Source organism: Nocardia violaceofusca NBRC 14427 (genome assembly GCF_963869435.1).
Classification (GTDB): Bacteria; Actinomycetota; Actinomycetes; order Mycobacteriales; family Mycobacteriaceae; genus Nocardia; species Nocardia aobensis.
The window spans coordinates 17001-42115 of the sequence record NZ_CAWMPM010000036.1 but is presented as its reverse complement, the minus strand read 5'-3'; the positions used below and the strand labels follow the sequence as shown (position 1 = coordinate 42115).

Here is a 25115-nt window from a genome sequence, read left to right as displayed (position 1 = left end):
TCACTCCTGCGAACGGGGCAGGCGCACCGCGAACGTGGTGCCCTGCCCCACCGCGCTGCGCACCGAGACCGTGCCGCCGTGCGCGGCGACCAGCGCCTGCACGATCGACAGCCCCAGTCCGGTGCCACCGCTGTCGCGGCTGCGTGAGGTGTCGGTGCGGTAGAAGCGCTCGAAGATGCGCTCGGCGTCCTCGGTGGGCAGCCCCGGTCCGGTATCGCTGACCTCGATGACGACCTCGTCCGGCGCGGGTGTCAGCGCGACGGTGACCGCGGCCTCCGGCGGGGTGTGGATCAGCGCGTTGTTGACCAGATTGCCCAGCACCTGACGCAGCCGCGCTTCGTCACCGCGCACCTCCAACGTTCCCGTCCCCGGGCGTATTTCGAGGTCGATGGGCCGGCGTGGCTCCTCGGACCGCTGCGCCGCGTCGACGGCCCGGGCGTTGTGCACCGCATCGCTGGCCAGTGCGAGCAGATCCACCGGCCGCTGTTCCACCGGGCGCTGCGCATCGAGGCGAGCCAGCATCAGCAGGTCCTCCACGAGCAGGCTCATCCGCTTGGATTCGCGTTCGATCCGATCCATGAACAGGGCCGGATCCGCCAGCGCCCCTTGCCGATACAACTCCGCGAAACCCTTGATCGTGGTCAGCGGGGTCCGCAGTTCGTGGCTGGCGTCGGCGACGAACCGCCGCATCCGGGCCTCCGAACGCCGCGCGGATTCCTCGGATGCCTCGGTCGCGGCGAAGGCGCTCTGAATCTGGGACAGCATGCCGTTGAGCGACTGTGAGAGCCGATCGACCTCGGTGTTGGTGCCCTGCACCGGAACTCGGCGATGCAGATCGCCGCTCGCGATGGCCGCGGCGGTCTTCTCCACCTCACCGAGCGGGCGCAGGCTCCGGCGAATGACGAACTGCGCCACCACCGCGAGCACCGCCAGTACGATCAGGCCCACCGCGACCTGCAATCCGATCAGGCGGTCGATGATGTTCTCGGTTTCGGTGAGCCGCAACGCGACAACGCTGGATCCCTGCGGCGTCACCACCTTGATCGCGCGCCAATGTTCGCTGGGGTCACCGACCGATCCCACGGTCTCGGGATGTTTCGACAGATCCGACGGCGTGTCCGGAACGGTAGGCCCCGAACTCAGCAGCAGGCGCTGATTTCCGGTGGACCCGGTCACCTGCACGTAGAACAGCGCGGGCGGACGCTCCCGCCCCGGAGGTTGCGGAAGATGCTGGGGCGGTGGCGCATCGGGGCTGGCCCAGCTGTGGGCGGCGTCGAACAGTTGCCGATCGACCTTGTCCATCAGCACATTTCGCATCGCGGAGGTCACCGCGACACCGGATACCAGCAGTCCGAGGCCGGTCAGGCAGACCAGCGCGAGCACCAGGGTGACCCGTAACGGCACCGCGGCCAGGCGTCGCGAGATCCGGCGCCGAATTCCACGCCGAGGCGGTGCGACGCCCTCGGCACCCGCGCCGGGCTCGCCGACGTCGCCGGATCCGGGATCGGTTCCCGGCTCGAATTCACCGGCGGGGCGCACCGATTCGATGTCGGCCGCGTCGTGGTCGGCGCGTTCCCGCACCGAGCGCGGATCGCTCATTTCGCCGACGACCGGCTGCGGCTGGGCGCGCGCATCACGTAGCCGACACCGCGCAGGGTGTGAATCAGCCGGTCGGGGCCGGTGTCGACCTTCTTTCGCAGATAGGAGACATAGGTCTCCACCACGCCCACCTCGCCGCCGAAGTCGTAGCGCCAGACGTGGTCGAGGATGCGCGGCTTGCTCAGGACGGTTCCGGCATTGACCATGAAGTACCGGAGCAGCGTGAATTCCGTCGGCGACAGCGCGACCGGTTCCCCGGCCTTCCACACCTCGTGGGTGTCGTCGTCCAGTTCGATGTCCTCGAAGCGGATGCGCGAGGACTTCGTCTCCTCCACCACGTGACCGGAGCGGCGCAGAATCACCCGCAGCCGCGCCACCACCTCCTCGAGCGAGAAGGGTTTGGTCACGTAGTCGTCGGCGCCGAGGGTGAGGCCGGTGATCTTGTCCTCGACCTCGTCCCGCGCGGTGAGGAACAGGACCGGAGCGTCGATGCCGTCGGCGCGCAGCCGGCGCAGCAGGCCGAAGCCGTCCATACCAGGCATCATGACGTCGACGATGAGGGCGTCGGGCCGGAACTGCTTGGCCCGGTCCAGCCCTTCGGCGCCGTTGGCGGCCGTGGCCACCTCGAAACCCTGATAGCGCAGACTCACCGACAGCAGTTCGACGATCATCGGCTCGTCGTCGACCACCAGCACCCGAGCCTCCGGGGTTCGATCGCCAGCCACTCCACTCATGCTGGATATCGTCTCTCCTGCAACCCGGAATGCGCTGAACGTTGTCTGGGAGTTTCCTGCGAGCCGCCTGCGCGCCGGGACAGCGAGCGACCCGCCGATCCGGGCGGCGCCTCCCGGATCGGCGGGTCGACAGGCCTGTGCTCTTATGCGGCGGCCTTCAGATCGGCGCCGAGCGTCTTCGCGTCACCCTTGATCGTCTTCAGGGTGTCGGCGGCGGAGCTGCCGTCGAGGCTGTTCTTCGCCTTGGCCTGCTGCAGTTCCTGGCGGAACTTGTCGAACTCCTTCTTCACCTTGGCGGGCACGGCGGCCTCGTTGTGGGTGAGGGTGTCGATGTCCTTGTCGAGGGCCTTCTCGAGGTCCTCCGGCTTGTCGGTGTCCTGAATCTTGGTCAGGACCTTCTGGATCGCGTCGACGGAGGGCGCGGCCGGCTGGTCGTCACCGTCGTCGTCGTTGTGCTCGGCGTGCTTGTCGGCGCCGAACGCCGAGCCCGTGGACAGCTTCGGAGCCGACGGCGCGCTGCTGGTCGTCGGCGCGGCGGAGGGGGTGTCAGCCGAGGCGACGGAGGCGGTAGCGCCGGCGATCGAGACCGTGAGGGCGGCGAAGGCGGTCGTTGCCAGGATCCGGCGGCGGCCCGGAGCGGAGCACACGGCGCGAGAAAAGAGCAGAATGGACATCGGAAAGGTCGTCATGGGCGCGATACGGGGCCTGCTCGACGTGGTGTTGGGCATCCTGACGGCCGTGCTGGGCACGGTGGTCGGACTGCTCGCGGTCGTGGTGTGGATCCTCGGCGCGGTGTTGTGCGTGACGATCTTGTTGATTCCGCTGGGAATCCCCGTCTTCAAGCTCGGTAGCCGCCTGTTCGGCCTGGCCCGGCAGCTGATGCATCTGCCCTGACGACAGAAAAGGCTCCGACCTGCTGTCGCAGGCCGAAGCCGGGAGAGCCCCCTGTCAGGATTGAACTGACGACCTTCGCTTTACAAGAGCGGTGCTCTACCACTGAGCTAAGGAGGCGGGTGAAGCGGTGCAATCATAACCGGGGCGTGGGCCGTCCGGAAAAATCGTGCATTACCGCAGGAGGGAAAACGACGCGATTGCGGCGGCTGCGTGTGCCCGGTCAGGGCATCACACAGCCGCCGATCACCGTCGCGCCGCGCCGTGCGTTCCGGCGCGGAATCAGGACTGGGCGCCCTGGCGAGCCGCGTCGTCGGCGGCCATCGCGTCACGCAGGCTCTTGGGCCGCATATCCGTCCAGTTCTTCTCCACGTATTCGACGCAGGCAGCCCGGCTGTCCTCGCCGAACACCACTCGCCACCCGGCCGGGACCTCGGCGAAAGCAGGCCACAGGGAATGCTGCTCCTCGTCGTTGACCAGAACGAAGAAGCGGCCGTCCTCGTCGTCGAAGGGGTTGGTGCTCATTTCACCTCACTGGATGCTGGCGCTGTGTACGGGAACGCGCTGTGTACGGAAACTCGCGGGGCGCGGGCACGAGCCGAAACCGACCGACCAGAGCCGTAGCCCCCGAGCGATGTGTCGACACTAGCAAGACCGACGTTACGCGTTGGTGGTTACCTCGAGCCTGCGAAGAAATCGAGCAGGATCTTATTGACCGCTTCCGGGCGTTCCAGATACCCGTAATGACCGGCGTCGGGGATCTCCTGGTAGCGGGCGTCGGGAATGACTTCGGCCAGCTCACGGGTCAGATACGCGGGGATCATCCGATCGTCGGCGAATCCGATGGACAGGCACGGCACCTTGATCGCCCGATAGGCCTGCAACCGATCGAAATCGTGATCCATCCGGCGCTGGGCCCGGATTCCCGGCGATGCCGGTCCGCCGGTGAATTCGAACAGATCCAGCCAATCGCGCGCAGAATTCGGATCGGCCATCGTGGCGGGCGAAAGATTCATCACCGCGGTGACGGCGGCGTCGTATTTGGCGGGCAGTCGCACGCCGGAGGCGTCGAGTTCGTGCTCGCCCAGCGAGAGGGTCTTCTGGAATTGGTCGAGCCGCGCGTGTCCCGCCATGAAAACGGCTTTACGCACGAGGTCGGGACGCGCAAGGGCCAATTCCTGAGCCACCCGCGCCCCCATCGAGGTGCCGGCGACCAGGGCCGGGCCCTCGTCGAGGAATTCGATCAGCGCCGCGGTGTCGGCGGCCAATTCGTCGATGGTCATCCCGTCGGGCGCCTCATAGGACGGAGCGATACCGCGATTGTCGAACGTGCACACCCGGTAACCGGCCGCCACCAGCGCCGGAACCTGGTGCAGCTCCCACACCCGGCCGGGACTGCCGGTGCCCATGATCAGCACGACCAGCGGGGCGGCCCCCTTGGTGTCGGTGCCTTTGGCCTTGTCTCCCTTCACCTGGTAGTTCAGCGAGATTCCATTCACCGTGGCCAACGGCATGTGCTGCGACCCTTTCCACTCGTTCGTGCGGTGCTCGGTACAGGAGGCGGGCGAAATACGCCTCCCTACCAACGTTATAGGTTCACGGGGCTCCGGCGTTTCGCCGGTGTGACGGGTGTCGCGCACCGCTGTTGCGGTTCGGCAGCGGTCGGCACCAAGCCGACGGGCCCCGGTGCGACGACCGATACCATTGACACCGCACGGCGCCGACACCACGACGGTCGAACCCCACCGCCGTGCCACGACCCCGAGCCGAGAGGACACGATGATGGCCGCGAAGAGCGCCAACGACATCGCGGACGACGACCTGGAACCGCTCGCCGACGAGACCGCACGGCAGGCACAGCGCGTCGTGGCCGCCTACGCCACCGATGCCGACGAATGCCGGATGCTGCTGTCGATGCTCGGGATCGGCCCCAGCGCGCGCAGCGAATAGGACGAGCGCGCCGCAGCGCGCATGACAACTAAAACCCACGCCTAGCTCCGCCATTTCGGCGACCGGAGGATCCAGCAGTGGACCAGATGCGCGACATACGCAGCGATCGATCTCGAGACGCTTCGCCGGAAACCGAATCCGCACCAGCGGACCGTCCCGGGGGCGCCGGCTCCGGTTTCGTCGTGGTCGCCAACCGGCTCCCGGTGGATCTGGAACGTCTCCCCGACGGAACCAAGCGGTGGAAGCGCAGTCCGGGCGGCCTCGTCACGGCCCTGGAGCCGGTGCTGCGCAACAACAACGGCGCCTGGGTGGGCTGGGCCGGCGTCCCCGACGTGGATGTCGACCCGATCATCGAGGACGGCCTGGAGTTGTATCCGGTGCCGCTCACCGCCGAGGAGGTCGCCGCCTACTACGAGGGGTTCTCCAACGGCACGCTGTGGCCGCTCTATCACGACGTGATCGTGCGGCCGGAGTACCACCGCGACTGGTGGACGGCCTATGTGGACGTGAACCGGCGCTTCGCCGAGTACACCGCGAAGGTGGCCGCCGAGGGTGCGACGGTGTGGGTGCAGGACTACCAGCTGCAGCTGGTGCCGAAGATGCTGCGCATGCTGCGGCCCGATCTGACCATCGGTTTCTTCCTGCACATCCCGTTCCCGCCGGTTGAGCTGTTCATGCAGCTGCCCTGGCGCACCGAGATCGTGGAGGGTCTGCTCGGCGCCGATCTGATCGGCTTCCACCTGCCCGGCGGCGCGCAGAACTTCCTGTATCTGGCGAGAAGGCTTGCCGGGCAACCCACCTCGCGCGGCACGGTCGGCGTGCGGTCGAAACTCGGTGTGGTGCAGGTCGGTTTCCGCACCGTGCGGGTCGGCGCCTTTCCCATCTCGATCGCCTCCGCCGAACTCGACGAGCTGTCGCGAAGACGTTCGGTGCGCGAGCGCGCCGCCCAGATCCGCAGAGAACTCGGTAATCCCAAGCACATCCTGCTCGGTGTGGACCGCCTGGACTACACGAAGGGCATCGATATCCGCCTGGCGGCGCTGCAGGAGCTCCTGCACGAGGGACGGCTGGACCCCGCCGAGACGGTGATGGTGCAGTTGGCCACACCGAGTCGCGAACGCGTCGAGAGCTACATCCAGATGCGCGGCGACATCGAACGACAGGTCGGCCGGATCAACGGCGAATTCTCCCGCGTCGGTTACCCTTTCGTGCACTATCTGCACCGCCCGATCCCCCGCGACGAGCTGGTCGCCTTCTTCGTCGCCGCCGACGTGATGCTGGTGACCCCGCTGCGCGACGGCATGAACCTGGTCGCCAAGGAATACGTCGCCTCGCACAGTGGCCTCAACGGCGCCCTCGTGCTCAGCGAATTCACCGGCGCCGCAGCCGAATTGCGGCAGGCCTATCTGTGCAACCCACACGATCTGGACAGCGTCGAGAACGCGATCATGTCCGCGATCGAGGACGATCCGGAGACCAAGCGCCGCCGGATGCGTTCGCTGCGCCGCCAGGTGCTCGCCCACGACGTCGACCGCTGGGCCCGCTCCTTCCTCGACGCGCTGGCCCAGGATCGGGTGGCGGGCAGTGCCCTGCTCACCGACGCGGATGTGGATCCCGGAGGCGCGGAGCGCTAGACAGCGATCCGAGGCGGGTTACACCCTTCGAACCGACCGTCCGGCAGCCGGAGAGCGCCGCCCACACCGAATCTCGGTCCTGGCCTCCGCCGGAGCCGGCGGTCGCCGCACACCGCCACCCCGGATTCCGCCGCACCCGCCGGATCGCCGCACGGTCGTAACCGAGCGGCACAGGCGCGCTTCACCGGCGGGAGATCTGCGCCGCGACCGGAGCCGGTATCGACCACCGATCCCGCCTCGGAATCGCTGTGCCGTCGACGGTAGGGACGAACTCTTAACGGGGATAACGGGATTCGCTTAAAAGCCGGATCAGATCGGAGTGATGGCGTCGACCAGCCAGTGGCCGCCGTCCTTGTCCAGTGCGACGCGGACCCGGCTCGGCGTCACCGTCCCCTGCGGGGAATCCTTGCTGGTGGTCACCTGATTCAGGTACAGCAGCACGACCGCGTGCGAGCGGTCCGCGGACACCACCCCGCCGGCCGTGGCGTTCGCCTGCACGGTGAGCTGCTTCTCCTTGGCGCCGGGCGCGATCGCCTGCTGAATCAGCTTCAGATAGTCCTTGCGGAACGACGGGGTGAGGTTGTCCGCCGATTTCGGCAGTTCGGCATCGACGGTCTTGAAGTCGTAGGTGAACACCGACTCCACCGCATGCCGGGCCGCGGGGACGGAGTCGGTGCGGGCCTGCTCGATCTGCTTGTCGGACCAGTACTTGTAGCCGGTGACCGAGGCCATCGCGACCGCGGCCACGAACAGCACCGCCGCACTGATGAACAGGACTGGGCGCAATTTGCCGCTCATGCCACGAACTCCACTTGCGAGGCGGTGATACCACCGTTGTCGGCGCGGTCGACCGTGACCCGGAAGCGGTAGTAGCGCTCCTGCGGATCCTTGGCACCGGCGTTGGTCAGGGTCTGCTTGGCCGCGACCAGCACCTTCGCGGTGTGGTCGTCCTGGCTCTCGACCGCGGTCTCGATGATCTCGCCGCTGGCCTTCACCTTGGCCTGCTGCACGACCTGCGCGTAGGCGTCCTTGCGCTCGGAGTATTCCTGCTTGAGCTGCCCCGAGGCGACCGAGAGCACCCGGTCGATGTCCTGCTTCGCGGTGTCGTCCTTGATATTGGTCAGATTGAGGATGGCCTGCTTGGCGGTCTGGATATATTCCGTGCGCTGGTCGGCCTGGGCGCTGACCTGATGCTGGTGGTAGGCGAAGAAGCCGCCCGAGCCGACCAGCAGGATCAACGACAGCACGGCCACCACCGCGGCGGCCCAGCCCAGCGGGCCGAGGGAGCGCTTCGCCGGCTCGGAGGTGTCGGCGGATGCGTCCGCCGCTGCCGCCTCCTCCGGAGAATCGGTGAGCCGCACGGTCTTGTCGTCATCGGCTGCCGCCGAGAGCTTGCCGGCGGAATCGGACACCGCGTCGGTGCCGGAGACCGCGTCAGTGCCGGAGACTGCGTCCGATGGCCTCTCGGAGGACGACTTCGCCCCGCTCGCCGGCGATGCGGTCGACAGTTTCACCGTCTCGTCGGCCGGCGCGCTCTCGGCCCGCTCGACCGCGACCGCATCGGTCGGCGCCCCGGCCTGCCTGCTGGCGCGCCGCCGGACGCGACCGGTGGGTGTGGAATTCGATTCGCTCATTTCTGTTGCTCCTCGAGCATCGCCTGCCAACTGGACGGTACAGTGCCCGATCCGTCGGGGCCCACATCCCCCTGTCGGTAGGTCCGGCCGTCGGGTCCGGTGAAGGTGTGGTTCTTCAGGTCGTAGGTGCGCAGCGCCGCCGCCGGCTGGGTCTGCGCGGCGGGAGCGTCGCCCGGGTTGGCCGCCGGCTCACCGGACGGGGTGACCGGATGCGGATCGCCGAACGGCGGGTTGTCGCCCTCGGGCACATAACCCTGCGGGTCATGGCAGAGCTCCGGACTCGGGGCCCGCTTACCCGGCACGTCCGCGCACGGCGTGTTGCGGATACCGCGGACCGCTTCCTTCGCGTTCTGCGCCACCTTGCAATAGAGGTTCGGCGGCGTGTCCGGAGTGTCCTTCAGGGCCGGTGAGCGGCGCTGATCCTGCGGCAGGAAGCCCGTGGTGCAGCCCGGCGGATCGTTGAGCCCGAGCATGAAGTCGACCATGGCGCCGTACTGCGTGGGCCCGCGGATGGAGGTCAGCAGCGCCGCCACCAGCTGTGGGTAGATCACCAGAATCTGTTCGACACCGGCGTGATAGGTCACCCCGACCTGGCCGACGCTGGTCAGGTTCGACAGCAGCAGCGGCAGCGTCGGTTGCAAGTCCTGGAAGGTCTGCGACACCTTCTGCGCGGCCGCGGGCGTGCGGTCGAGCAGCTGTCCCAGCGAGGGGTCGTGCTGTCGCAACTGGTCGGTGACGGTCGCCAGATCCTTCGTCCACGAACGGATCGCGGCATCGGACTGGTTCTGGGTGTCGAGCAGCGGACCGATCTTGTCGAGCAGATCCTTCGTCTCGTTCGTGTTCTTCTTCGCCTCCTGCACCAGCAGCGAGGCGGAGTCGATGAACTTCTGCAGATCCGGGCCGGCGCCGTTGAACGCGGTGAAGGCATCGTCGATGACCTGGCGCAGTTTGGTGTCGGCGACACTGCTGAGCAGCCGGTCGGCCTGGTCGAGCATATCGCCGACGTCCTGCGGAAGTTTGGTGCGCTGCACCGGAATCACCGAACCGTCGTGCAGATTCCCGCCGTGCGGGTTCTCGGCCGGAACCAGATCCACGTACTGTTCGCCGATCGCCGACACGCTCTTGACGTAGGCATCGACATCGCTCGGAATCTTGAAGTCGCTGCTGATCGACAGTTTGGCGTCGACCCCGTCCGGGGTGAGCTTCACATCCTCGACCTTGCCGACGTTGGTGCCGCGGTAGGCGACGTTCGCGGTCGGGTACAGCCCGCCGGTGGCCTCGAGCTGCACGGTCACGCCGTAGCGGCCGATACCGAACATGGCCGGCAGGTGGACGTAGACGCCCGCCATCACTACCAGGCCGATCACGGTCAGGATCGAGAAGATCACCAGCTGGGTCCGGACGAATTTGCTGAGTTTCATCGACCCGCACCCCCTTGTTGCGGCGCGGGCACCGTCAGCCCGGGTATGGCGGGCAGGTTCGGAATCGGCGGCAGGCCGGGAATGCTCGGCGTCGGCGCGGCCGTGTTCGGCGCGGGCGGCGGCGGCTGCATCGGCCCGGTGACCGGGTCACCCTTGCCCATCGCGGTATCGGGTGCGATCGTGCCGAGTGCGCCCTCGACCCCGCCGAAACGCCCGCCCAGCGGCGTACCGGTGAGGAAGTTCGAATCCAGCCGCGCTCCGGTGAGGTCGACGGTCATCAGCAGGTTGAGGTAGTCGCCCTTGAGCGCCTTGTTCAGGTTCCGCATGGGGAACGGGAAGGTGAGCAGAATCTGCAGGGAGTCGGCCAGTTTCGTTCCGGTGTTGGCCAGCGATTCCAGGGCCGGGTGGAGATTGGCCAGATCCGCCTTCAGATTGTCACCGCTCTCGGCGATCACCCGGCTCACCACATCACTCAGATCACCCAGTGCGGTAATGGTTTTGGTGATGTTCTCGCGGCGGTCGGCCAGGACGGTGAGGGCCGGATGCAGCTGCGTGACGGCCCGGGTCACCTGGTCCTTCTGGTTGTTCAACTGCCCGGCGAAGCGGTCCAGCCCGCTCATCGCGTCGATGATGTCCTTGGTCTGGGCGTCCAGGGTGCTGGTCAGCTGCGCCAGCTGCGGCAGCAGGTCGCGGATGGCATCGGACCGTCCGGAGAAGGTCTTGTTCAGCTCGTGGGTGATGGTCTCGAGCTGCGAGATTCCGCCACCGTTGAGCACCACCGACAACGACGACAACGTCTGTTCGGTGGTGGGATACACACTCGCACGCGACAGCGGAATCACATCGCCCGGCTTCAATTGGCCTTCCGGCGCAACGTCTTTCGGCGCCGACAGTTCGACGTGGTTACTGCCGAGCAGGCTGGTCTGCCCGATCGCGGCCACCGTGTTGGCCGGCAGGTGCACCCCCTTCTCGAGGCTCACCGTGACCAGTGCGTGCCAATCCTCGAGCTGGATGTTCTTCACCGTGCCGACCGTGACGTCGTCCACCTGCACCGGCGAATTACGGGTCAGCGTGGTGACATTCGGCATCTGGATCTTGATCTGCCAGGCGCCCTCCCCCGTTCCGGCCGCGCCGGGCATCGGCAGGGTGTTCAGGCCGTCCCACTCACATCCGGTGGCGCCCAACAGGATCACCAGACCGACGGCGGCGCCGGCGAGTCGCGTTCGTCCGCGTCGCATCATCGTCCTCCTCCCGGAATCGCGAGGCCGGCCAGACCGCTCGGCACCTCGGCCGGAGCCTCGCCGGGCGCCGGATATTCGACGCGATCGGCCAGACTCGGCGGCGAGAAGGTCAGCTGACTCGGGAAGGCCTGCTGCCCGGACGCCGGATTCACCAGCAGCGGTGGGTAATTCATCATCAGCGAGCTGATCACCGGTGCCACCTGTTGCTTGCACAGGTCCGCGGTCCGCTGCGAACCGTTGTCCTCGAGCGCCTCGACGGCGCCACACAGGAACGCGAACGGATTGCGGAAGTTCGGCAGCACCACGGCGCCGGTCAGCGTGCCCTGCGCGGGCTTGTAGATCTGATAGAAGTTCGACAGCGCGACCGGGCCCGAATGCAGGACCTGCTCGAGCTGCGGACGCTTGTCGGCCAGGATCTGGGTCACCTGCGCCAGGTTCTGCACACTCTCGGTGAGCTGGCCACCGCGTTCGTCCAGGAAGCGCTTGACGTCGGCCACCGCCGAATCGAGGTTGTCCAATCCGGCGCCGAGATCGTCGGAGACGCCCGACAGCACCGAGGACACCGAGGCCAGCCGGCCGCCGAACTGCACGATCTGATCGTTGCTCTTGGACAGCACGTCGACGAACTGCTGCAGGTTGCGGACCGTGCCGAACAGATCGGTGCGACCGTCGGACAACGTATTCAGCGTGCTCGACAACTCGTGGAGCGTGTCGCGCAGCGCCTGGGCGTTGCCGTTCGCGAGATTGTCGGAGGCGGTGTTGACGAACCGTCCGAACGAGCCCTGCTGATCCTCACCGATCGGCCCCAGGGCCTTCGACAGCTTCGTCAGCTCGGCCTTGATGTCGTCCCATTCGACCGGCACGGCGGTGTGCTCGATCGGAATCACGCCGTCGTCGTGCATCTTCGGGCCACCGGTGTACACCGGCGCCAATTGCACGAAGCGGGCCGAGACCAGGTTCGGCGAGACCGTGACGGCCTTGGCGTCGGCCGGGATGTCGACGCCGCGGTCGACCGTCATCGTCACCTTGGTCTTGTCCCGGCCCGGCTCGATCGCATCGATCCGGCCGACCTTGACGCCCAGCACCCGCACGTCGTCACCGGCGTACAGCCCGGTGGTGGACGGGAAATAGGCGGTGATGTGGGTCTTGCCGATATTGGTCACCGCGCCGTAGACGATCCAGCCCGCCAGCGCCACCACCAGGGCGGCGGCCACGACGCGGACCCATTTCGGCACCTTCGTGATCGTGCGGATCGCGTTCATCGCGGCGGCTCCTGGATCGCGGGCCCGATCGAGGGCGGCGGGGTGGTCAGGTACTTCCAGAACGATTCGGGCACATGCTGCGGCCAGACCAGCGCGTCCACCAGCGGCTGCAACGTCATACTCGTGGCGTTGGAGACATAGGCCTGGAAGTACGGGCCGCTGCCGACCTGTTCACCGAGCGCCGCCTCGAACGGGCCGAGGGCGTCCAGGGCCTTGGTCAGGTTGTCCTTGTTCCGCTCGAGCAGCTGGAGCACCGAATTCAGCTTGTCCAGTGTCGGTTTCAGGCTCTGCTCGTTGTCGTTGACGAAACCGGTCAGCTGCTGCGCCAGTCCGTTGACGTAGACGATCAGCTGGCTGAGCGCGGTGCGCCGGGCGTCCAGCTCACCGAGCAGGTTGTTGCCGTCCAGCAGCAGGGCGTTGATCTGGTTCGACCGATCCGAGAGCACCTTGGTGACGTTCTGCGCGTGCGAGAGCAGTTCGGTCAGCGCCTTGTCGCGGGCGTTCAGACTGCGGGAGAGCTGCGTGATGCCGTCCAGGGCGGACCGTAGCGGCGCGGGTGTGTCGGCGAAGGTGTCCGACAGAGCGTCGAGCGTCTTGTTGACCTGGTCGGTGTCCAGCCCCTTCACGGTATTGCTCAGATCGCCCAGGGCGTCGTTGAGCGAATACGGAGAAGTGGTGCGGTCCAAAGGAATCGGCTGATCACTGCGCAGCGCACCGGACCCCTGCGGATCGACCTCCAAAGATTTGCGCCCGAGCACGGTGTTGGTCTTGATCGCGGCGGTCGTCTTCTTCCCCAGCACGATGGATTCGTCGAGGCTGAACCGGACCTTCACCTTGGGGCCGTCGAGGCTGACGTCCTCGACCTGCCCGGACCGGACACCGGCGACCTGCACCTGGTCACCGGTCACCAGGCCGCCGGCATCGGCGAAGTACGCGGTGAATTCGGCGCCACTGCGAATGAAGGGAAGCCGGTCGAACTGCAAGGCGGACAACGCGATCGCGACCGCCAGCACGACGCCGACGACGCCGTGTTTGATGAGCGGGGAGGTCTGGTTCACTTCGTCGAACACCTTCCGGTCGTCTGCAGACCGGGCAGATTCACATGCATCGGCTTACCGTCCGGGCCGTCCACGAGGAAATTCGTTCCGCACACGTACATGTTCAGGAACGATCCGTACGCACCGAGGCGCACCAGCTCCTTGTAGGTCGAGGGCAGGTTCTGCAGAACCCACTCGACATCGTCGGACTTCTGGTCGAGATTGTCGGCGACACGGCCCAGCTGGTCGAAGGTCGCCTTGAGATCCGGGCGCGCCTGCTTCAGCAGATCGGTGAGATCGCCGGTGGCGCCGGCCAGTCGCGGCAATGCCGCGCCGATCGGATCCCGGTCCGCGGCCAGGCCACTCACCAGACGCTGCAATTCGGTCAGGGTGGTGTCGAAATCCTTGTTGTGATCGTCGATGGTGGCCAGCACCGTCTTCAGATTCTCGATCACACTGCCGATGAGGGCGTCGCGGTCGCCCAGGGTCTTGGCGAACGAGCCGGAACTGTTCAGCAATGCCACCAGGGTGCCGCCCTGTCCCTGGAACACCTGCAGCAGCGCCTCGGTCAAGGAGTTGATCTGCTGCGGGTCCAGGCCGCGCAGCAGCGGTTTGAAACCACCCAGCAGCATGTCCAGGTCCAGCGCCGGCTTGGTCTTGTCCAGGCCGATGGTGCCGCCGGAATGCAGCACCTGCGCGGTGCCCGGGGCGTCCATCAGCTCCAGATACCGGTCACCCACGAGATTCTCGTAGCGCACGGCGGCCTGGGTGCTGACATAGAGCTTGTACTGCCGGTCGACGTCGAAATCGACATGCGCCAGATGGTCCTTGCCGACCTTGACACTCTTCACCGAGCCGACCGGCACACCCGCGATGCGCACCTTGGACCCGGGCAGCATCCCCGAGGAACTGGTGAACACCGCGTGGTAGCCGTTCTCCCGCGCGAAGCGCATCTGCGAGAAGATGACGACCAGCAGGGCCAGTACCAGCACCATCACGAGCGTGAAGATCCCGAGTTTGACGCTGGTGGCGTGTGGTTTGAGCCTCACGGATTACCCACCCCCGGCAGACCCGCGAACAGCAACTGGAAGACCCGGGGCCCGTTCAGATGGGTGGACAGTTCCGGTGTGTACACCCGTCCCTCGCTGGTATCGGTGACCAGGTAGTTCGAGTGGCTACCGGGTTGGCGGTCGAGGATGCCCTCGCAGTGCGGGCCACCGGTCGCATTCACCTTCGGCAGATCCTTCGGATAGGAATAGGGCGTGCCGCCCGGCATGAAGCTGGCGTTCAGGTTCACCCACGGTCCGTTTCCGCCGAAGATCTCGTTGGCTCGCGGAATCGCGCCCGCGACACCTTCGACGAGGCAGTACAACGCCGGGTTGTATTCGTTGAGCAGTTCGGCCGTCGGCCGCAACACATCCAGGGCCGTCGACAGGCCGTTCTCGTTCTCCTTCAGCACCGCGCCCGTGGTGTCGGCCAGGCCGATCAGATTCAGCAGCACGGCGTCGAGGCTGTCCTTGTGGTCGACGAGAGTCCTGCTCGTCACGGCCGCATTGTCGGTCGTGCGCAACAGGTTCGGCGCGGTGTCGGCGTACAGATTGGTGACTCCCACCGACGTCTGCAGATCGCGCTGCAGATCCGGCAGGCTCGGATTGATATCGCGCAGATATTCGTCACTGTCGACCAGCAGTTGACCGAGTTTGTCGCCGCGGCCCTGCAATGCGGTGCCGAGCGCGGTCAGCGTCGCGTTCAGTTTCTCCGGCGCGATCTTGCCGAGTACCTCGGTCAAATGCTGGAACAGCGTATTGAATTCGACGGTCACCGACTGCGCGGTCAACGTGGCGCCGGCCTGCAGATGCTGCGCGGAGGGGACCTCCGGCTCGACGAAGTTCACGTATTTGGCGCCGAAGACCGTGGTCGACCGAATATCGACGGTCGAGTTCGCCGGCACCATCTTCAGTTGATCGGGGTCCATCGCGAGGGTCAGCCGAGCCTGGTCGCCGGTGTACGCGATATCGGAGACGTGGCCGATCTGCACACCGCGGATCTTGACCTTCGCGTCCTTGTCCATCACCAGGCCCGCGCGCGGGGCGTCGAGATAGACCGGTTTCGAGGTGGTGAATCCGCCCACGAACATCGTCAGAGCGACAGCGACGATCGCGGCCAGAAACAGAATCAGCGCCACCCCCGAAAGCTTGACACCCCATCCGGCGCCGAAAAACTTACCGGCGCCTTCCTTTTCGACGAGTTTATTTGCCGCCATACCGCCTACCCGGAGAGATGGAAGTTGCCGGAGGTGCCGTAGATCGCCAGCGACATCAGCAGGGTCACCGACACCACTGCCACCAGCGAGGCGCGCACCGCGTTTCCGACCGCGATTCCGACACCGACCGGTCCACCGGTCGCGTTGTAGCCGTAGTAGGTGTGAATCATCATGACCGCCAAGGCCATGAGGATCGCCTGCACGAACGACCACAGGATGTCACTGGGAATCAGGAATGTGGAGAAGTAGTGGTCGTACACACCGGCCGACTGGCCGTAGATGACGACCGTGGCGAAGCGGCTCGCGACGAACGAGGCGATGACCGCCAGCGCGTAGAGCGGAACGATCGCGATCATGCCCGCCAGCACACGGGTGCCGACCAGGAAGGGCATCGGCCGGATCGCCATGGATTCCAGCGCGTCGATCTCCTCGGCCACCCGCATGGCGCCCAGCTGGGCCGTCGCGCCGGCGCCGATGGTCGCCGCCAATCCGATGCCCGAGATCACCGGTGCCGCGATCCGCACATTGAGGAATGCGGCGAAGAATCCGGTCAGCGCCTCGACACCGATATTGCCCAGCGAGCTGTAGCCCTGCACCGCGATGGTGCCGCCGGTGAACAGGGTGAGGAAGCCGACGATCACCACCGTGCCGCCGATCACCGCCAAAGCGCCTGTGCCCATGCTGATTTCGGCGATCAGGCGAATGGTTTCGGTGCGGTAGTGCGTGAATGCCTTCGGTACCGAGGCCAACGACCTGCCGTAGAACTGGGCGTGATGCCCGATTCCGTCCATCGAACTCGAAACCCGCCGCACGCGTCGAACAGTACGGGGGAAGCGGGACTGGATTACGAACGCCATCGGATCACCGCACCGTGAACTTGATGCCGACGGCGGTGACCACGACGTTCACCACGAACAGAGCCATGAAGGAGAAAACCACCGTCTGGTTGACCGCGTCACCCACACTCTTGGGACCGCCCTTGACGTTGAGGCCGAGGTAGCAGGCCATCAGTCCGGCGATCAGACCGAACAGCGCGGCCTTGACCTCGGAGATCACCAGCTCCGGCGTATGGGTGAGCAGGGTGAGCCCGTTGACGAAGGCGCCGGGGTTGACTCCCTGCAGGAGCACCGAGAACAGGAAGCCGCCGGCGATGCCGATCGTCGAGACCAGGCCGTTGAGCAGCGCCGCGACGAACATCGAGGCGAGTACGCGAGGCACCACCAGGCGATGGATCGGGTCGATGCCGAGCACCTTCATGGCGTCGATTTCTTCCCGGATCGTGCGAGCGCCCAGGTCGGCGCAGATCGCGGTGGCGCCGGCGCCGGCGACGATCAGCACCGTCACGATCGGACCGACCTGGGTGACCGTTCCGAATGCGGCGCCCGCGCCGGAGAGATCGGCCGCGCCGATTTCGCGCAACAGAATATTCAGCGTAAAGCTCACCAGAACCGTGAACGGGATCGCGACCAGGATGGTCGGGATGATCGACACTCGTGCGACGAACCACGACTGGTCGACGAATTCCCGTCGCTGAAATGGCGGACGTATCAAGGCCCGCGCCACAGCGGCCACGAGTTCGAAGAACCCGCCGACCGCACGCAACGGCACGGCAAGAACCTCGTTCATTCCGCGATTCCTCCTTGCCGACCCGTGCGCGCAACGTTGCGCCAGCGAGCCTCCACACCTCTTCCGCTCCGAAGATTAGAACACGTTCACATCGAATCGGAAGAGAATTTGACATTTTTGACCTGCTCTTTTCATCCGAGCTTCAGCTCCGAAGCTAGAACAGGTTCATACGGTGTACAGAACGCCTTTGTGAGGCACCCCACAACCATCGACCCCCATGTCTACCAAGTGCGAGACCGCCGATCAACCGGAGTTGGTCGGACGACCTGCACCTGATAATCAGCCGAGATCGTGCAGCGAACTCGCAGAAAACGTACGCCCGGCGGGGCGCTCGGCGAAGTAGGTGCCAAGTGTGTCGGCCAGCGCGTCCGCACTCCATTCCGCGCCGGCGGCGTCGAAGCGAGCCTCGACTTCGGGTGCGGCCATCAGCGCGACCATGGGGCCGTACACGACGAACACTTGACCGTTGATCGCGTCGGCGCCCGGGGAGGCCAGGTAGGCGACCAGGCGGGCGACATGCTCGGGCGCCAGCGGGTCCACATCCCCTTCGGGAGCGGCGGAGAAGACCGATTCCGTCATGGCGGTCCGGGCCCGCGGGCAGATGGCGTTGGCACGCACGCCGTATCGCGACAAACCGCGCGAGGCGGACAGCGTCAGCGCGGTGATTCCGGCTTTCGCGGCCGCGTAATTCGGCTGCCCTTCCGGACCCAGCAAACCGGCTTCCGATGATGTGTTGATCAGGCGCCCGTAAATTGGAGCACCGGATTCCTTCGATTTACCACGCCAGTAGGCGGCGGCATTACGCGACAACAGGAAATGGCCGCGCAGATGGACCGCGAGGACCGCGTCCCAGTCCTCGTCGGAGAGATTGAAAAGCATGCGGTCGCGGACGATTCCCGCATTGTTGACCACGATGTCCACACCGCCGAAGGTCTCGTCCGCGGTACGAATCAGGGCGTCGGCGGTGGCGCGCTCGGCCACACTGCCACCCACGAATTCCGCTTTCGCGCCGAGCGCGCGAATATCGGCGAGGGTGGCGGCCACCGCATCGCTTTCGGCCAGATCGTTGACCACCACCGAGGCGCCGGCCCCGGCCAGTGCCAGCGCTTCGGCCCGGCCGAGGCCCGCGCCGGCTCCGGTCACGATCGCTACCTTGCCGGACAGATCCGTCCCCGGCTGATTCGACGATTCACTCACGCCGTGACTCTAGAACGTGTTCCAGTTATCGGCAAGCATCCATTTCACTGCAACCGCAGGGCAGCCTTCGGGCACTGCGCGACAGCCGTCTCGACGTCGGAGAGCCGGTCCTCGGGCACGTCGGCGGTGAGGATGTGCAGCTGGTCCTCATCGTCGAGTTCGAAGACGTCGGGGGCGATTCCGACACAGATTCCGTTGGCCTCGCACTGGTCGAAATCCACACTGACCTTCATTGATAACTCCTTCACCACCAGGTAGTGCCGAGCCTACAAGCCCGGCCGGGCCGCTGCGGCCGAAGCGGCCGGATTCGGTTTCCATACTGGAACATGTTTCAGTAGATATGCAATGATCGACGTCAGGGCAGATCGGCCCAGCGCAGACCGTCGCCGGACCGATCGTCACAGGGGCGATGTCGTCACATCCGCCATCACATCACCGAGTACGAGGTAACCGCCATGCGGATTGCTTATACCGAGCAACAGGAGCAGCTGCGCGCCGAGCTCCGCGAATATTTCGCCAAGCTGATCACGCCGGAGCGCCGCGAGGCCTTGTCGTCGCAGACCGGTGAGTACGGGCACGGCAACGTCTACCGCGAGGTCGTGCAGCAGATGGGCCACGACGGCTGGCTCACCCTCGGCTGGCCCAAGGAGTACGGCGGCCAGGATCGCTCGACGATGGATCAGCTGATCTTCACCGACGAGGCGGCCGTCGCGGGTGCGCCGGTGCCGTTCCTGACCATCAACTCGGTGGCGCCGACGATCATGCACTACGGCACCGAGGAGCAGAAGAAGTTCTTCCTGCCCAAGATCTCCGCGGGCGAATTGCACTTCTCCATCGGTTATTCCGAGCCCGGCGCGGGCACCGACCTGGCGTCGCTGCGCACCACCGCGGTCCGCGACGGTGACGACTGGGTGATCAACGGCCAGAAGATGTGGACCAGCCTCATCCAGTACGCCGACTACATCTGGCTGGCCGCCCGCACCGATCCGTCCGCCAAGAAGCACAAGGGCATCAGCATGTTCATCGTGCCGACCTCGGCCGAGGGCTTCTCCTGGACCCCCGTGCACACGATGGCCGGGCCCGACACCAGCGCCACCTACTACCAGGACGTGCGGGTGCCGCATTCGGCGATGGTCGGCCCCGAGAACGGCGGCTGGGCGCTGGTCACCAATCAGCTCAACCACGAGCGGGTGGCGCTGACCTCGGCGGCGCCGCTGGCGCTGGCGGTCGCGCAGACCACCGAATGGGCGCGCGACACCAAGGATTCCAGCGGCGCGCGGGTGATCGACAGCGAGTGGGTGCGGCTGAATCTGGCGCGGGTCCACGCCCAGGTGGAATTCCTCAAACTGCTGAACTGGGAGATCGCCTCCGGCGCCGACGCGGGCGGCGACGCCGCGCCCCGGCCGTGGGATGCCTCCACCTGCAAGGTGCTCGGCACCGAATTGGCCACCGAGGCCTACCGACTGCTGATGGAGATTCTCGGACCGCAGGCATATCTGCGGCAGGACTCCCCCGGCGCGCAGCTGCGCGGACGGCTCGAGCGGATGCATCGCGCGTGCCTGATCCTGACCTTCGGCGGCGGCACCAACGAGGTGCAGCGCGACATCATCGCGATGACCGCCCTCAAACAGCCCGCTGCCGCCCGCTGAGCCGCGGACCGGTCGGAAACGTCGAAGAACTAGGAACAACGATGGATTTCACACTTACCGAGGGGCAGCAGGATCTCGCGCGGCTGACCGGCGAGGTCTGCGCCAAACTGGTCACCGCCGACCGGCTGCGGGAACTGGACAAGGCCGAGGTCCGCTTCGACGACCAACTCTGGCGGTCGCTGGCCGAGACCGGCGTGCTCGCGGCCGCGCTGCCGGAATCGGTGGGCGGCAGCGGACTCGGCGCCCTGGAACAGACCGCGATTCTGCGGGAGATCGGCAAATCCGCCGCCCCCGTGCCCTATCTGTGGTCGATCGTCCTCGGCGCCGGTGCGCTGGCCCGCTGGGGTGACGAGGCGCAGCGCGAGCTGGCGGCGAAAGCCGGTGCGGGCGAGACGATTCTGACCGTGGCACTGTCGGAGGAACGCAACTGGGAGCCGGCGAAGCCCACCACGACCGCGACCGAGGACGGCGGCTGGAAGCTGATCGGCGCCAAGACCGTTGTTCCCTTCGCCGCACAGTCGGCGCGAATCCTGGTGCCCGCCATGGTTTCCGGCAAGGCCGCGGTATTCCTGGTCGACCCGGCGGACGCGCGTGTCACGCCGCAGCAGGTGGTCGACCGCAGCCCGCAGGCCGAGGTCGAATTCGATTCCACCCCCGCCGAATTGATCGGCACCGTGGACGACGGCGCCGAGATCCTCGCGTGGCTGCTGAACCACGGCTGGCTCGGCCTGGCCGCACAACAGCTCGGAACCCTGGAGCGCGCGGTCGACCTCGTCGCCGAATACGGCCGCGAGCGTGAGCAGTTCAATCGCAAGATCGGCAGCTTCCAGGCGGTCGCGCAGCGGCTGGCCGACGGCTACATCGACCTGCAGGGGCTGCGGCTGGCGGTCACCCAGGCCGCGTGGCGGGTCGACGAGGGACTACCGGCGGAGGCGGAGATCCACACCGCCAAATTCTGGGCCGCCGAGGCCGGTCACCGCATCGCCCACACCGCCGTGCACGTGCACGGTGGCGTCGGCATCGACCGCGACCACATCGTTCAGTGCTACTTCACCGCCGCCAAACACAACGAGTTCGCGCTCGGCGGCGCCACCGATCACCTGCGCGCTCTGGGCACCCTCCTGGCCGAGGCCCACTGACGCAGGCGCTCGCCTGGGCCGAACCGCCGCTCCACCGGTTCGGCCCGGGCGAGTATTTCCCCGACGGTCTCCTCGACCGTGAGATCCGTTGTATCCAGCCATAATCCGATGCGAGGCGTTTCCGCGTGCAGCACGGTGTCGAGCTGCTCGACGGTGAAGACCCCGTAGGCTTTCTTGTCTCGACCGGCCTCGCGCCGGGCCACCGCGTCCGGACGCGGGGCCAGCACGACCACGTACACCGGGTCGGTACGGATCTGCTCGACCATCCACGGCAGCGATTCGCCCAGGACGACGTCCTGGACCACCGCCGTGAATCCCGCGGCGGCGTAGCCGTCGGCCGTCGCGGCCGCCAGACGGTGCCGTAATCGCAACTGCCGCATGGCTTCTTCACTCGGCTCGCCCGACATCTCGGCGCGGCCACCGACCACGAAGCGACGGAACACGTCACCGTGGACGTGGGCGGAGCGGGGCAGTCGTTCGGCGAGGGCCTGCGCGACCGTCGATTTTCCGGCCGCTTGGATACCGGTGATGAGATAGACGGCACTCGACATGGCCGGACGGTATCGCGCAGGGCACCCGACCGCGAGGGATTTTCACCCTGGGTGCAGCATCGAAGCAGGTCAGGGCCGGTCCGCCGATTCGCCCGATGAGTTCGGCGCGCCCACGGCGTCTCTACTGACGACACGTATTGATGCCGCGAGAGGACCGAGCATGCCCAGCAAGATGATCTTCATCAATCTCCCCGTCGAGGATCTGGAGCGGTCCACATCGTTCTACGAGGCGCTGGGCTGGAAGGTGAATCCGGACTTCACCGACGAGAACGCCGCCTGCGTGGTGGTCGACGACAACATCTGTCTGATGCTGCTGGTCCGGCAGTACTTCGACACCTTCACCAACCGCCCGATCGCCGACACCCGGGCCGCCACCGGTTCGATCTACGCGCTGTCACTGGGCAGCAGGGCGGAGGTCGAGTCGCTGATCGCCGCCGCGGTGGGTGCGGGCGCCACCGAGGAGATCAGCGAGGACAAACGCGCCCAGGAGGAGGCGGTGGGCATGTTCAGCCGCGCCTTCGTCGATCCCGACGGTCACCACTGGGAGGCCTTCTGGATGGATTACCCCGGCGGCAACTGATCCGCGCCGGGTGAGCGACCGGCGGCCGCTCACCCGGGCGTTCATGCCATCTGCGCGTCCAGGAAGCTGATGATCTTGGCGTGGAAACCGGCCGGGTCCTCGCCCGGAGCCCCGTGGCCGGCATCGATCTCGGCATAGCGGGCGTCGGGTATCGCGGCGAGCAGGTGCTGTTGCTGCGCCGCCGGAACGACCCGGTCGTGCGCGCTGGCCAGGATCAGCGTCGGCGCGGCGATGCTGCCGAGCAGATCGGTGAGATCCACGGTGCGGTCGACCTCGGTCTGCCGTGCGGCGCCGCGCGCGATCACCTTCGCCAGCTGTTCGATCAGGGCCGCGTTCTGTTCCGCGCTCGTCCGCTCCCAGTAGCGCGGGCCGAATGCCATCAGCGGCAGCATATGCGCGAACAGGCTGGTGCCGTACGCGGCGTCGGCGCGCAACACCTCGATCCAGTAGCGGAATTCGGCGTCCATCCGCGCGTCGGTGCGCGCCCAGCCCGCATGCATCAGCAGGGAGCGCACGCGGTCGGGGACGGTCGCCGCGACGTGCGCGGCCACCACCGCGCCCAGCGAATGCCCGACCAGGTGGAATCGGGCCAGTCCGGCATGGTCGGCGACGGCGCGCACCTCGGCGGCCAGATCGGCGACGGTGAGCGTGCCGCCGTGGTCGACGGTGTCGCCGGAGCCCGAATAGTCCAGTGCCACAACGGTATAGCGGTCAGCGATTGCCGCGGTCAGCGGTGTCCACTGATCGCGGGCGGCCGCCGTGCCGTGGACCAGCACGACCGCCGGGCCCGTTCCGGTCACCTCGTAGGCGACCTCTGCGGTTCCCCCATGAATGCGGGCTGTTGCGAATGTCATCGAATATCCTTGTGTCGCAGTCGGTTCGGTGGTCAGGCCGCAGCCTGCAGAGTTGAGTTCGCAATCGCCGCGCGCAGTGCCGCCGTGAACTCGGCGGGGCGCTCCTGTTGCGGCATATGGCCCGCGCCGGCGATCACGCCGACCCGCGCGCCCGGCGTGAGCGCCGCGCAGGCCCGCGCCACCGCCACCGGGATTTCGGCGTCCAGCTCGCCGTGCAGGTAGTGGATCGGCGTACGCAGCCGCGGCAGCCGCGGCCGGGGATCGTAGGTCGCGAAGAGGTGGAACAGTTCGTCGATGTACACACCCGAATCGAGGATCTGCCGCACGGTCCAGTCCACCAGCGCCGGCGAGGTTCCCGGGGCATACCAGTTCGGTACCCAACGCGCGACGAATTCGGCTCGGCGATACCGCATTTCGTCGATGATCTCGGCCAGCGGCATGCCCTGCCCGGGCCAGTAGGCCGGACCGTCGACCGCGACCACGCCGCCGAGCAGATCCGGACGGGCCAGCGCCAGTTCGGTCGCGAAGGTCGCGCCGACCGAGGATCCGATCACGATGGGGTGAGGCAACCCGAGTTGCCGGATGAGCTCCACCAGATCGGCGAGCACACCGGCGAGGTTGTTGCCGGCGACCGGCCGGTCCGAACGCCCACAGCCACGCCAATCGACGGTGACCACCCGGAACTCGGTGACCAGCGCCGCCTGCTGAGCGCCCCAGACCCGCCCGCTGGTGCCCCAGCCGTGCAGGAACAGCAGCGGCTGTCCGGTTCCCTGATCCTCGTAGTACAGCTGGACGTCGTCGACGGTGAGATACGGCATGGTCATCACTTCCCGGTGCGGTTTCCGATGTGCTGTGACCAGGAAATCGCGTTGGGCCGCGCCGAAAAATGAGGGAACCACGCTGGCACTGTTCACCGAAACTGATTAATCTCGCGCCGTGGAGCTCCGCCAATTGCAGTACTTCCTGACCGTGGCCGAGGAACTGCACTTCGGTCGCGCGGCCGAGCGGCTGCACATCGTGCAGTCGGCCGTCAGTCAGCAGATCACCCGGCTGGAGCGGGAATTGGGCGTCGCGCTGTTCGAGCGGACCACCCGCACGGTGCGCCTCACCGAGGGCGGGCGGCGCCTGCTTCCGCACGCCGAACAGGTCCTCGCCGCGGTGACCCAGGCCCGTGCCGCCATCGACGATTTGCGCGTCGAACGCACCGGCACGATCCGGCTGGGCACCAGCACCGGTCTGGGCACTCGCCTGGAAAACATTCTCGTGGCCTTCGCTGACCGCGCCCCGCACGCCCACCTCGAACTGGTCGACGCGGACGCCGAGAGTCGGATGAAGCGGGTGCGCTCGGGGGAACTGGACGCGGCGATCGTGCGTGGTCCGCGCGACGATCCCGGCCTCGAACTGCTGCCGCTGTGGTCCGACCGCCTGGTGGCCGCGATCCCCGCTCGGCACGACCTCGCGGTGTTGCGCGAGATCGACCTCGCGCGCCTCGCGGAGTTGCCACTGCGATTGGTCGGCCGGGCCCGCAATCCCACCCTCTACGACCTGGTCGTCGATTCGTGCCGGAAGGCCGGCTTCGCACCCGCCTTCGGACCGGAGTTCACCACCGAACAGGACACGCTGGCCGCCATCGGCTTCGGCGCGCCGAGCTGGACGGTGTACTACGCGGCCCAGGCGGCGAATTCGTCGTTCCCGGGCGTGGTCTGGCGTCCCCTGCGCAACCCGGAGCCGAGGATGCCGAGCTATCTCGTGGTGCGGCCCGATCCGCCGCGTGCCGAATTGCGCGCACTCATCGAGGCCTGCCACACCGTCACCGACCGATAACCTGATCGTTGCGTCCGTCTCAGCCGAGC

27 protein-coding genes and 1 tRNA gene are annotated in these 25115 nt (G+C 66.8%); 7 read left to right on the top strand and 21 right to left on the bottom strand.

Features of this window, described 5'->3' with window-relative positions; translation table 11 throughout:
- From AC5592_RS27550 to AC5592_RS27540, 3 genes are all read right to left on the bottom strand, one after another.
- Entirely contained in the window at positions 1-1404 is a 1404-nt protein-coding gene (locus AC5592_RS27550; RefSeq protein WP_063065946.1) for a sensor histidine kinase, read from the bottom strand.
- Between the two features lie 191 nt (positions 1405-1595).
- Entirely contained in the window at positions 1596-2333 is a 738-nt protein-coding gene (locus AC5592_RS27545) for a response regulator transcription factor (protein ID WP_030517397.1), read from the bottom strand.
- 143 nt (positions 2334-2476) lie between these two features.
- Positions 2477-3007 carry a hypothetical protein gene (locus AC5592_RS27540; RefSeq protein WP_157122259.1) on the bottom strand — a complete coding sequence of 177 codons (531 nt, stop codon included), beginning with the start codon at positions 3005-3007 and terminating at the stop codon, positions 2477-2479.
- A 13-nt stretch (positions 3008-3020) separates the two neighbouring features.
- Between AC5592_RS27540 and AC5592_RS27535 the strand changes: the two genes are divergently transcribed.
- A complete protein-coding gene (locus tag AC5592_RS27535; RefSeq protein ID WP_036497739.1) occupies positions 3021-3227 on the top strand; it encodes a hypothetical protein in 207 nt (68 codons plus the stop codon).
- 45 nt (positions 3228-3272) lie between these two features.
- On the opposite strand, the gene AC5592_RS27530 is transcribed toward AC5592_RS27535, so the two are convergent.
- From AC5592_RS27530 to AC5592_RS27520, 3 genes are all read right to left on the bottom strand, one after another.
- A tRNA-Thr gene (locus tag AC5592_RS27530) sits at positions 3273-3344 on the bottom strand.
- A gap of 162 nt (positions 3345-3506) precedes the next feature.
- Positions 3507-3749 (bottom strand): MbtH family protein, encoded by a 243-nt coding sequence (locus AC5592_RS27525; RefSeq protein ID WP_011207082.1) that lies wholly within the window; start codon positions 3747-3749, stop codon positions 3507-3509.
- 149 nt (positions 3750-3898) lie between these two features.
- The gene (locus AC5592_RS27520; RefSeq protein ID WP_036497726.1) at positions 3899-4738 is read right to left on the bottom strand and encodes an alpha/beta fold hydrolase; all 840 of its coding nucleotides are present in this window, start codon (positions 4736-4738) and stop codon (positions 3899-3901) included.
- 268 nt (positions 4739-5006) lie between these two features.
- On the opposite strand from AC5592_RS27520, the gene AC5592_RS27515 reads away from it, so the two are divergent.
- Together AC5592_RS27515 and AC5592_RS27510 are read left to right on the top strand one after the other, a co-directional pair.
- Positions 5007-5174 carry a hypothetical protein gene (locus AC5592_RS27515; RefSeq protein WP_167331836.1) on the top strand — a complete coding sequence of 56 codons (168 nt, stop codon included), beginning with the start codon at positions 5007-5009 and terminating at the stop codon, positions 5172-5174.
- A gap of 86 nt (positions 5175-5260) precedes the next feature.
- On the top strand, positions 5261-6808 hold the full coding sequence (locus tag AC5592_RS27510; protein ID WP_036497736.1) for an alpha,alpha-trehalose-phosphate synthase (UDP-forming): 1548 nt from the start codon (positions 5261-5263) through the stop codon (positions 6806-6808).
- A 309-nt stretch (positions 6809-7117) separates the two neighbouring features.
- On the opposite strand, the gene AC5592_RS27505 is transcribed toward AC5592_RS27510, so the two are convergent.
- The 12 genes from AC5592_RS27505 to AC5592_RS27450 all read right to left on the bottom strand — a co-directional run bounded on the left by AC5592_RS27505 (position 7118) and on the right by AC5592_RS27450 (position 18722).
- Positions 7118-7606, bottom strand: a complete 489-nt coding sequence (locus AC5592_RS27505; RefSeq protein ID WP_063065912.1) for an Rv1363c family protein — start codon at positions 7604-7606, stop codon at positions 7118-7120.
- Entirely contained in the window at positions 7603-8442 is an 840-nt protein-coding gene (locus AC5592_RS27500) for an Rv1363c family protein (protein WP_063065911.1), read from the bottom strand. Before AC5592_RS27500 ends, AC5592_RS27505 begins: the two co-directional genes overlap by 4 nt.
- On the bottom strand, positions 8439-9863 hold the full coding sequence (locus tag AC5592_RS27495; RefSeq protein ID WP_036497722.1) for an MCE family protein: 1425 nt from the start codon (positions 9861-9863) through the stop codon (positions 8439-8441). The genes AC5592_RS27500 and AC5592_RS27495 overlap by 4 nt, the downstream gene beginning before the upstream one ends.
- Entirely contained in the window at positions 9860-11104 is a 1245-nt protein-coding gene (locus AC5592_RS27490) for an MCE family protein (RefSeq protein ID WP_063065910.1), read from the bottom strand. Before AC5592_RS27490 ends, AC5592_RS27495 begins: the two co-directional genes overlap by 4 nt.
- A complete protein-coding gene (locus AC5592_RS27485; RefSeq protein ID WP_039775973.1) occupies positions 11101-12366 on the bottom strand; it encodes an MCE family protein in 1266 nt (421 codons plus the stop codon). Before AC5592_RS27485 ends, AC5592_RS27490 begins: the two co-directional genes overlap by 4 nt.
- On the bottom strand, positions 12363-13424 hold the full coding sequence (locus AC5592_RS27480; protein ID WP_036497716.1) for an MCE family protein: 1062 nt from the start codon (positions 13422-13424) through the stop codon (positions 12363-12365). Before AC5592_RS27480 ends, AC5592_RS27485 begins: the two co-directional genes overlap by 4 nt.
- Entirely contained in the window at positions 13421-14452 is a 1032-nt protein-coding gene (locus AC5592_RS27475; RefSeq protein WP_084507286.1) for an MCE family protein, read from the bottom strand. The genes AC5592_RS27480 and AC5592_RS27475 overlap by 4 nt, the downstream gene beginning before the upstream one ends.
- On the bottom strand, positions 14449-15666 hold the full coding sequence (locus AC5592_RS27470; protein ID WP_051024178.1) for an MCE family protein: 1218 nt from the start codon (positions 15664-15666) through the stop codon (positions 14449-14451). Before AC5592_RS27470 ends, AC5592_RS27475 begins: the two co-directional genes overlap by 4 nt.
- A gap of 5 nt (positions 15667-15671) precedes the next feature.
- Entirely contained in the window at positions 15672-16523 is an 852-nt protein-coding gene (locus tag AC5592_RS27465; RefSeq protein WP_036497709.1) for an ABC transporter permease, read from the bottom strand.
- A 4-nt stretch (positions 16524-16527) separates the two neighbouring features.
- On the bottom strand, positions 16528-17292 hold the full coding sequence (locus AC5592_RS27460; RefSeq protein WP_030518640.1) for an MlaE family ABC transporter permease: 765 nt from the start codon (positions 17290-17292) through the stop codon (positions 16528-16530).
- A gap of 279 nt (positions 17293-17571) precedes the next feature.
- Positions 17572-18489 carry a 3-oxoacyl-ACP reductase gene (locus AC5592_RS27455; protein WP_036497707.1) on the bottom strand — a complete coding sequence of 306 codons (918 nt, stop codon included), beginning with the start codon at positions 18487-18489 and terminating at the stop codon, positions 17572-17574.
- 44 nt (positions 18490-18533) lie between these two features.
- Positions 18534-18722, bottom strand: coding sequence for a ferredoxin (locus tag AC5592_RS27450; protein WP_030518642.1), 189 nt, complete (start codon positions 18720-18722; stop codon positions 18534-18536).
- Between the two features lie 222 nt (positions 18723-18944).
- Here AC5592_RS27450 and AC5592_RS27445 point away from each other — a divergent pair, with 222 nt between their 5' ends.
- Positions 18945-20138, top strand: coding sequence for an acyl-CoA dehydrogenase family protein (locus tag AC5592_RS27445; protein ID WP_063065909.1), 1194 nt, complete (start codon positions 18945-18947; stop codon positions 20136-20138).
- Between the two features lie 41 nt (positions 20139-20179).
- Positions 20180-21277 (top strand): acyl-CoA dehydrogenase family protein, encoded by a 1098-nt coding sequence (locus AC5592_RS27440; protein ID WP_036497677.1) that lies wholly within the window; start codon positions 20180-20182, stop codon positions 21275-21277.
- Here AC5592_RS27440 and AC5592_RS27435 read toward each other — a convergent pair.
- A complete protein-coding gene (locus AC5592_RS27435; RefSeq protein WP_084507283.1) occupies positions 21235-21828 on the bottom strand; it encodes an AAA family ATPase in 594 nt (197 codons plus the stop codon). The two genes, AC5592_RS27440 and AC5592_RS27435, sit on opposite strands and share 43 nt — an antisense overlap.
- Before the next feature lie 160 nt (positions 21829-21988).
- On the opposite strand from AC5592_RS27435, the gene AC5592_RS27430 reads away from it, so the two are divergent.
- Positions 21989-22408, top strand: a complete 420-nt coding sequence (locus AC5592_RS27430) for a VOC family protein (RefSeq protein ID WP_063065908.1) — start codon at positions 21989-21991, stop codon at positions 22406-22408.
- Between the two features lie 41 nt (positions 22409-22449).
- On the opposite strand, the gene AC5592_RS27425 is transcribed toward AC5592_RS27430, so the two are convergent.
- Both AC5592_RS27425 and AC5592_RS27420 read right to left on the bottom strand, forming a co-directional pair.
- Positions 22450-23262, bottom strand: a complete 813-nt coding sequence (locus tag AC5592_RS27425; RefSeq protein ID WP_063065907.1) for an alpha/beta fold hydrolase — start codon at positions 23260-23262, stop codon at positions 22450-22452.
- A 32-nt stretch (positions 23263-23294) separates the two neighbouring features.
- Positions 23295-24161, bottom strand: coding sequence for an alpha/beta fold hydrolase (locus tag AC5592_RS27420; RefSeq protein WP_198163952.1), 867 nt, complete (start codon positions 24159-24161; stop codon positions 23295-23297).
- A gap of 37 nt (positions 24162-24198) precedes the next feature.
- On the opposite strand from AC5592_RS27420, the gene AC5592_RS27415 reads away from it, so the two are divergent.
- Positions 24199-25086: a LysR family transcriptional regulator gene (locus AC5592_RS27415; protein WP_063065906.1), complete on the top strand. Its 888-nt coding sequence runs from the start codon at positions 24199-24201 to the stop codon at positions 25084-25086.
- Positions 25087-25115: the final 29 nt, after the last annotated feature.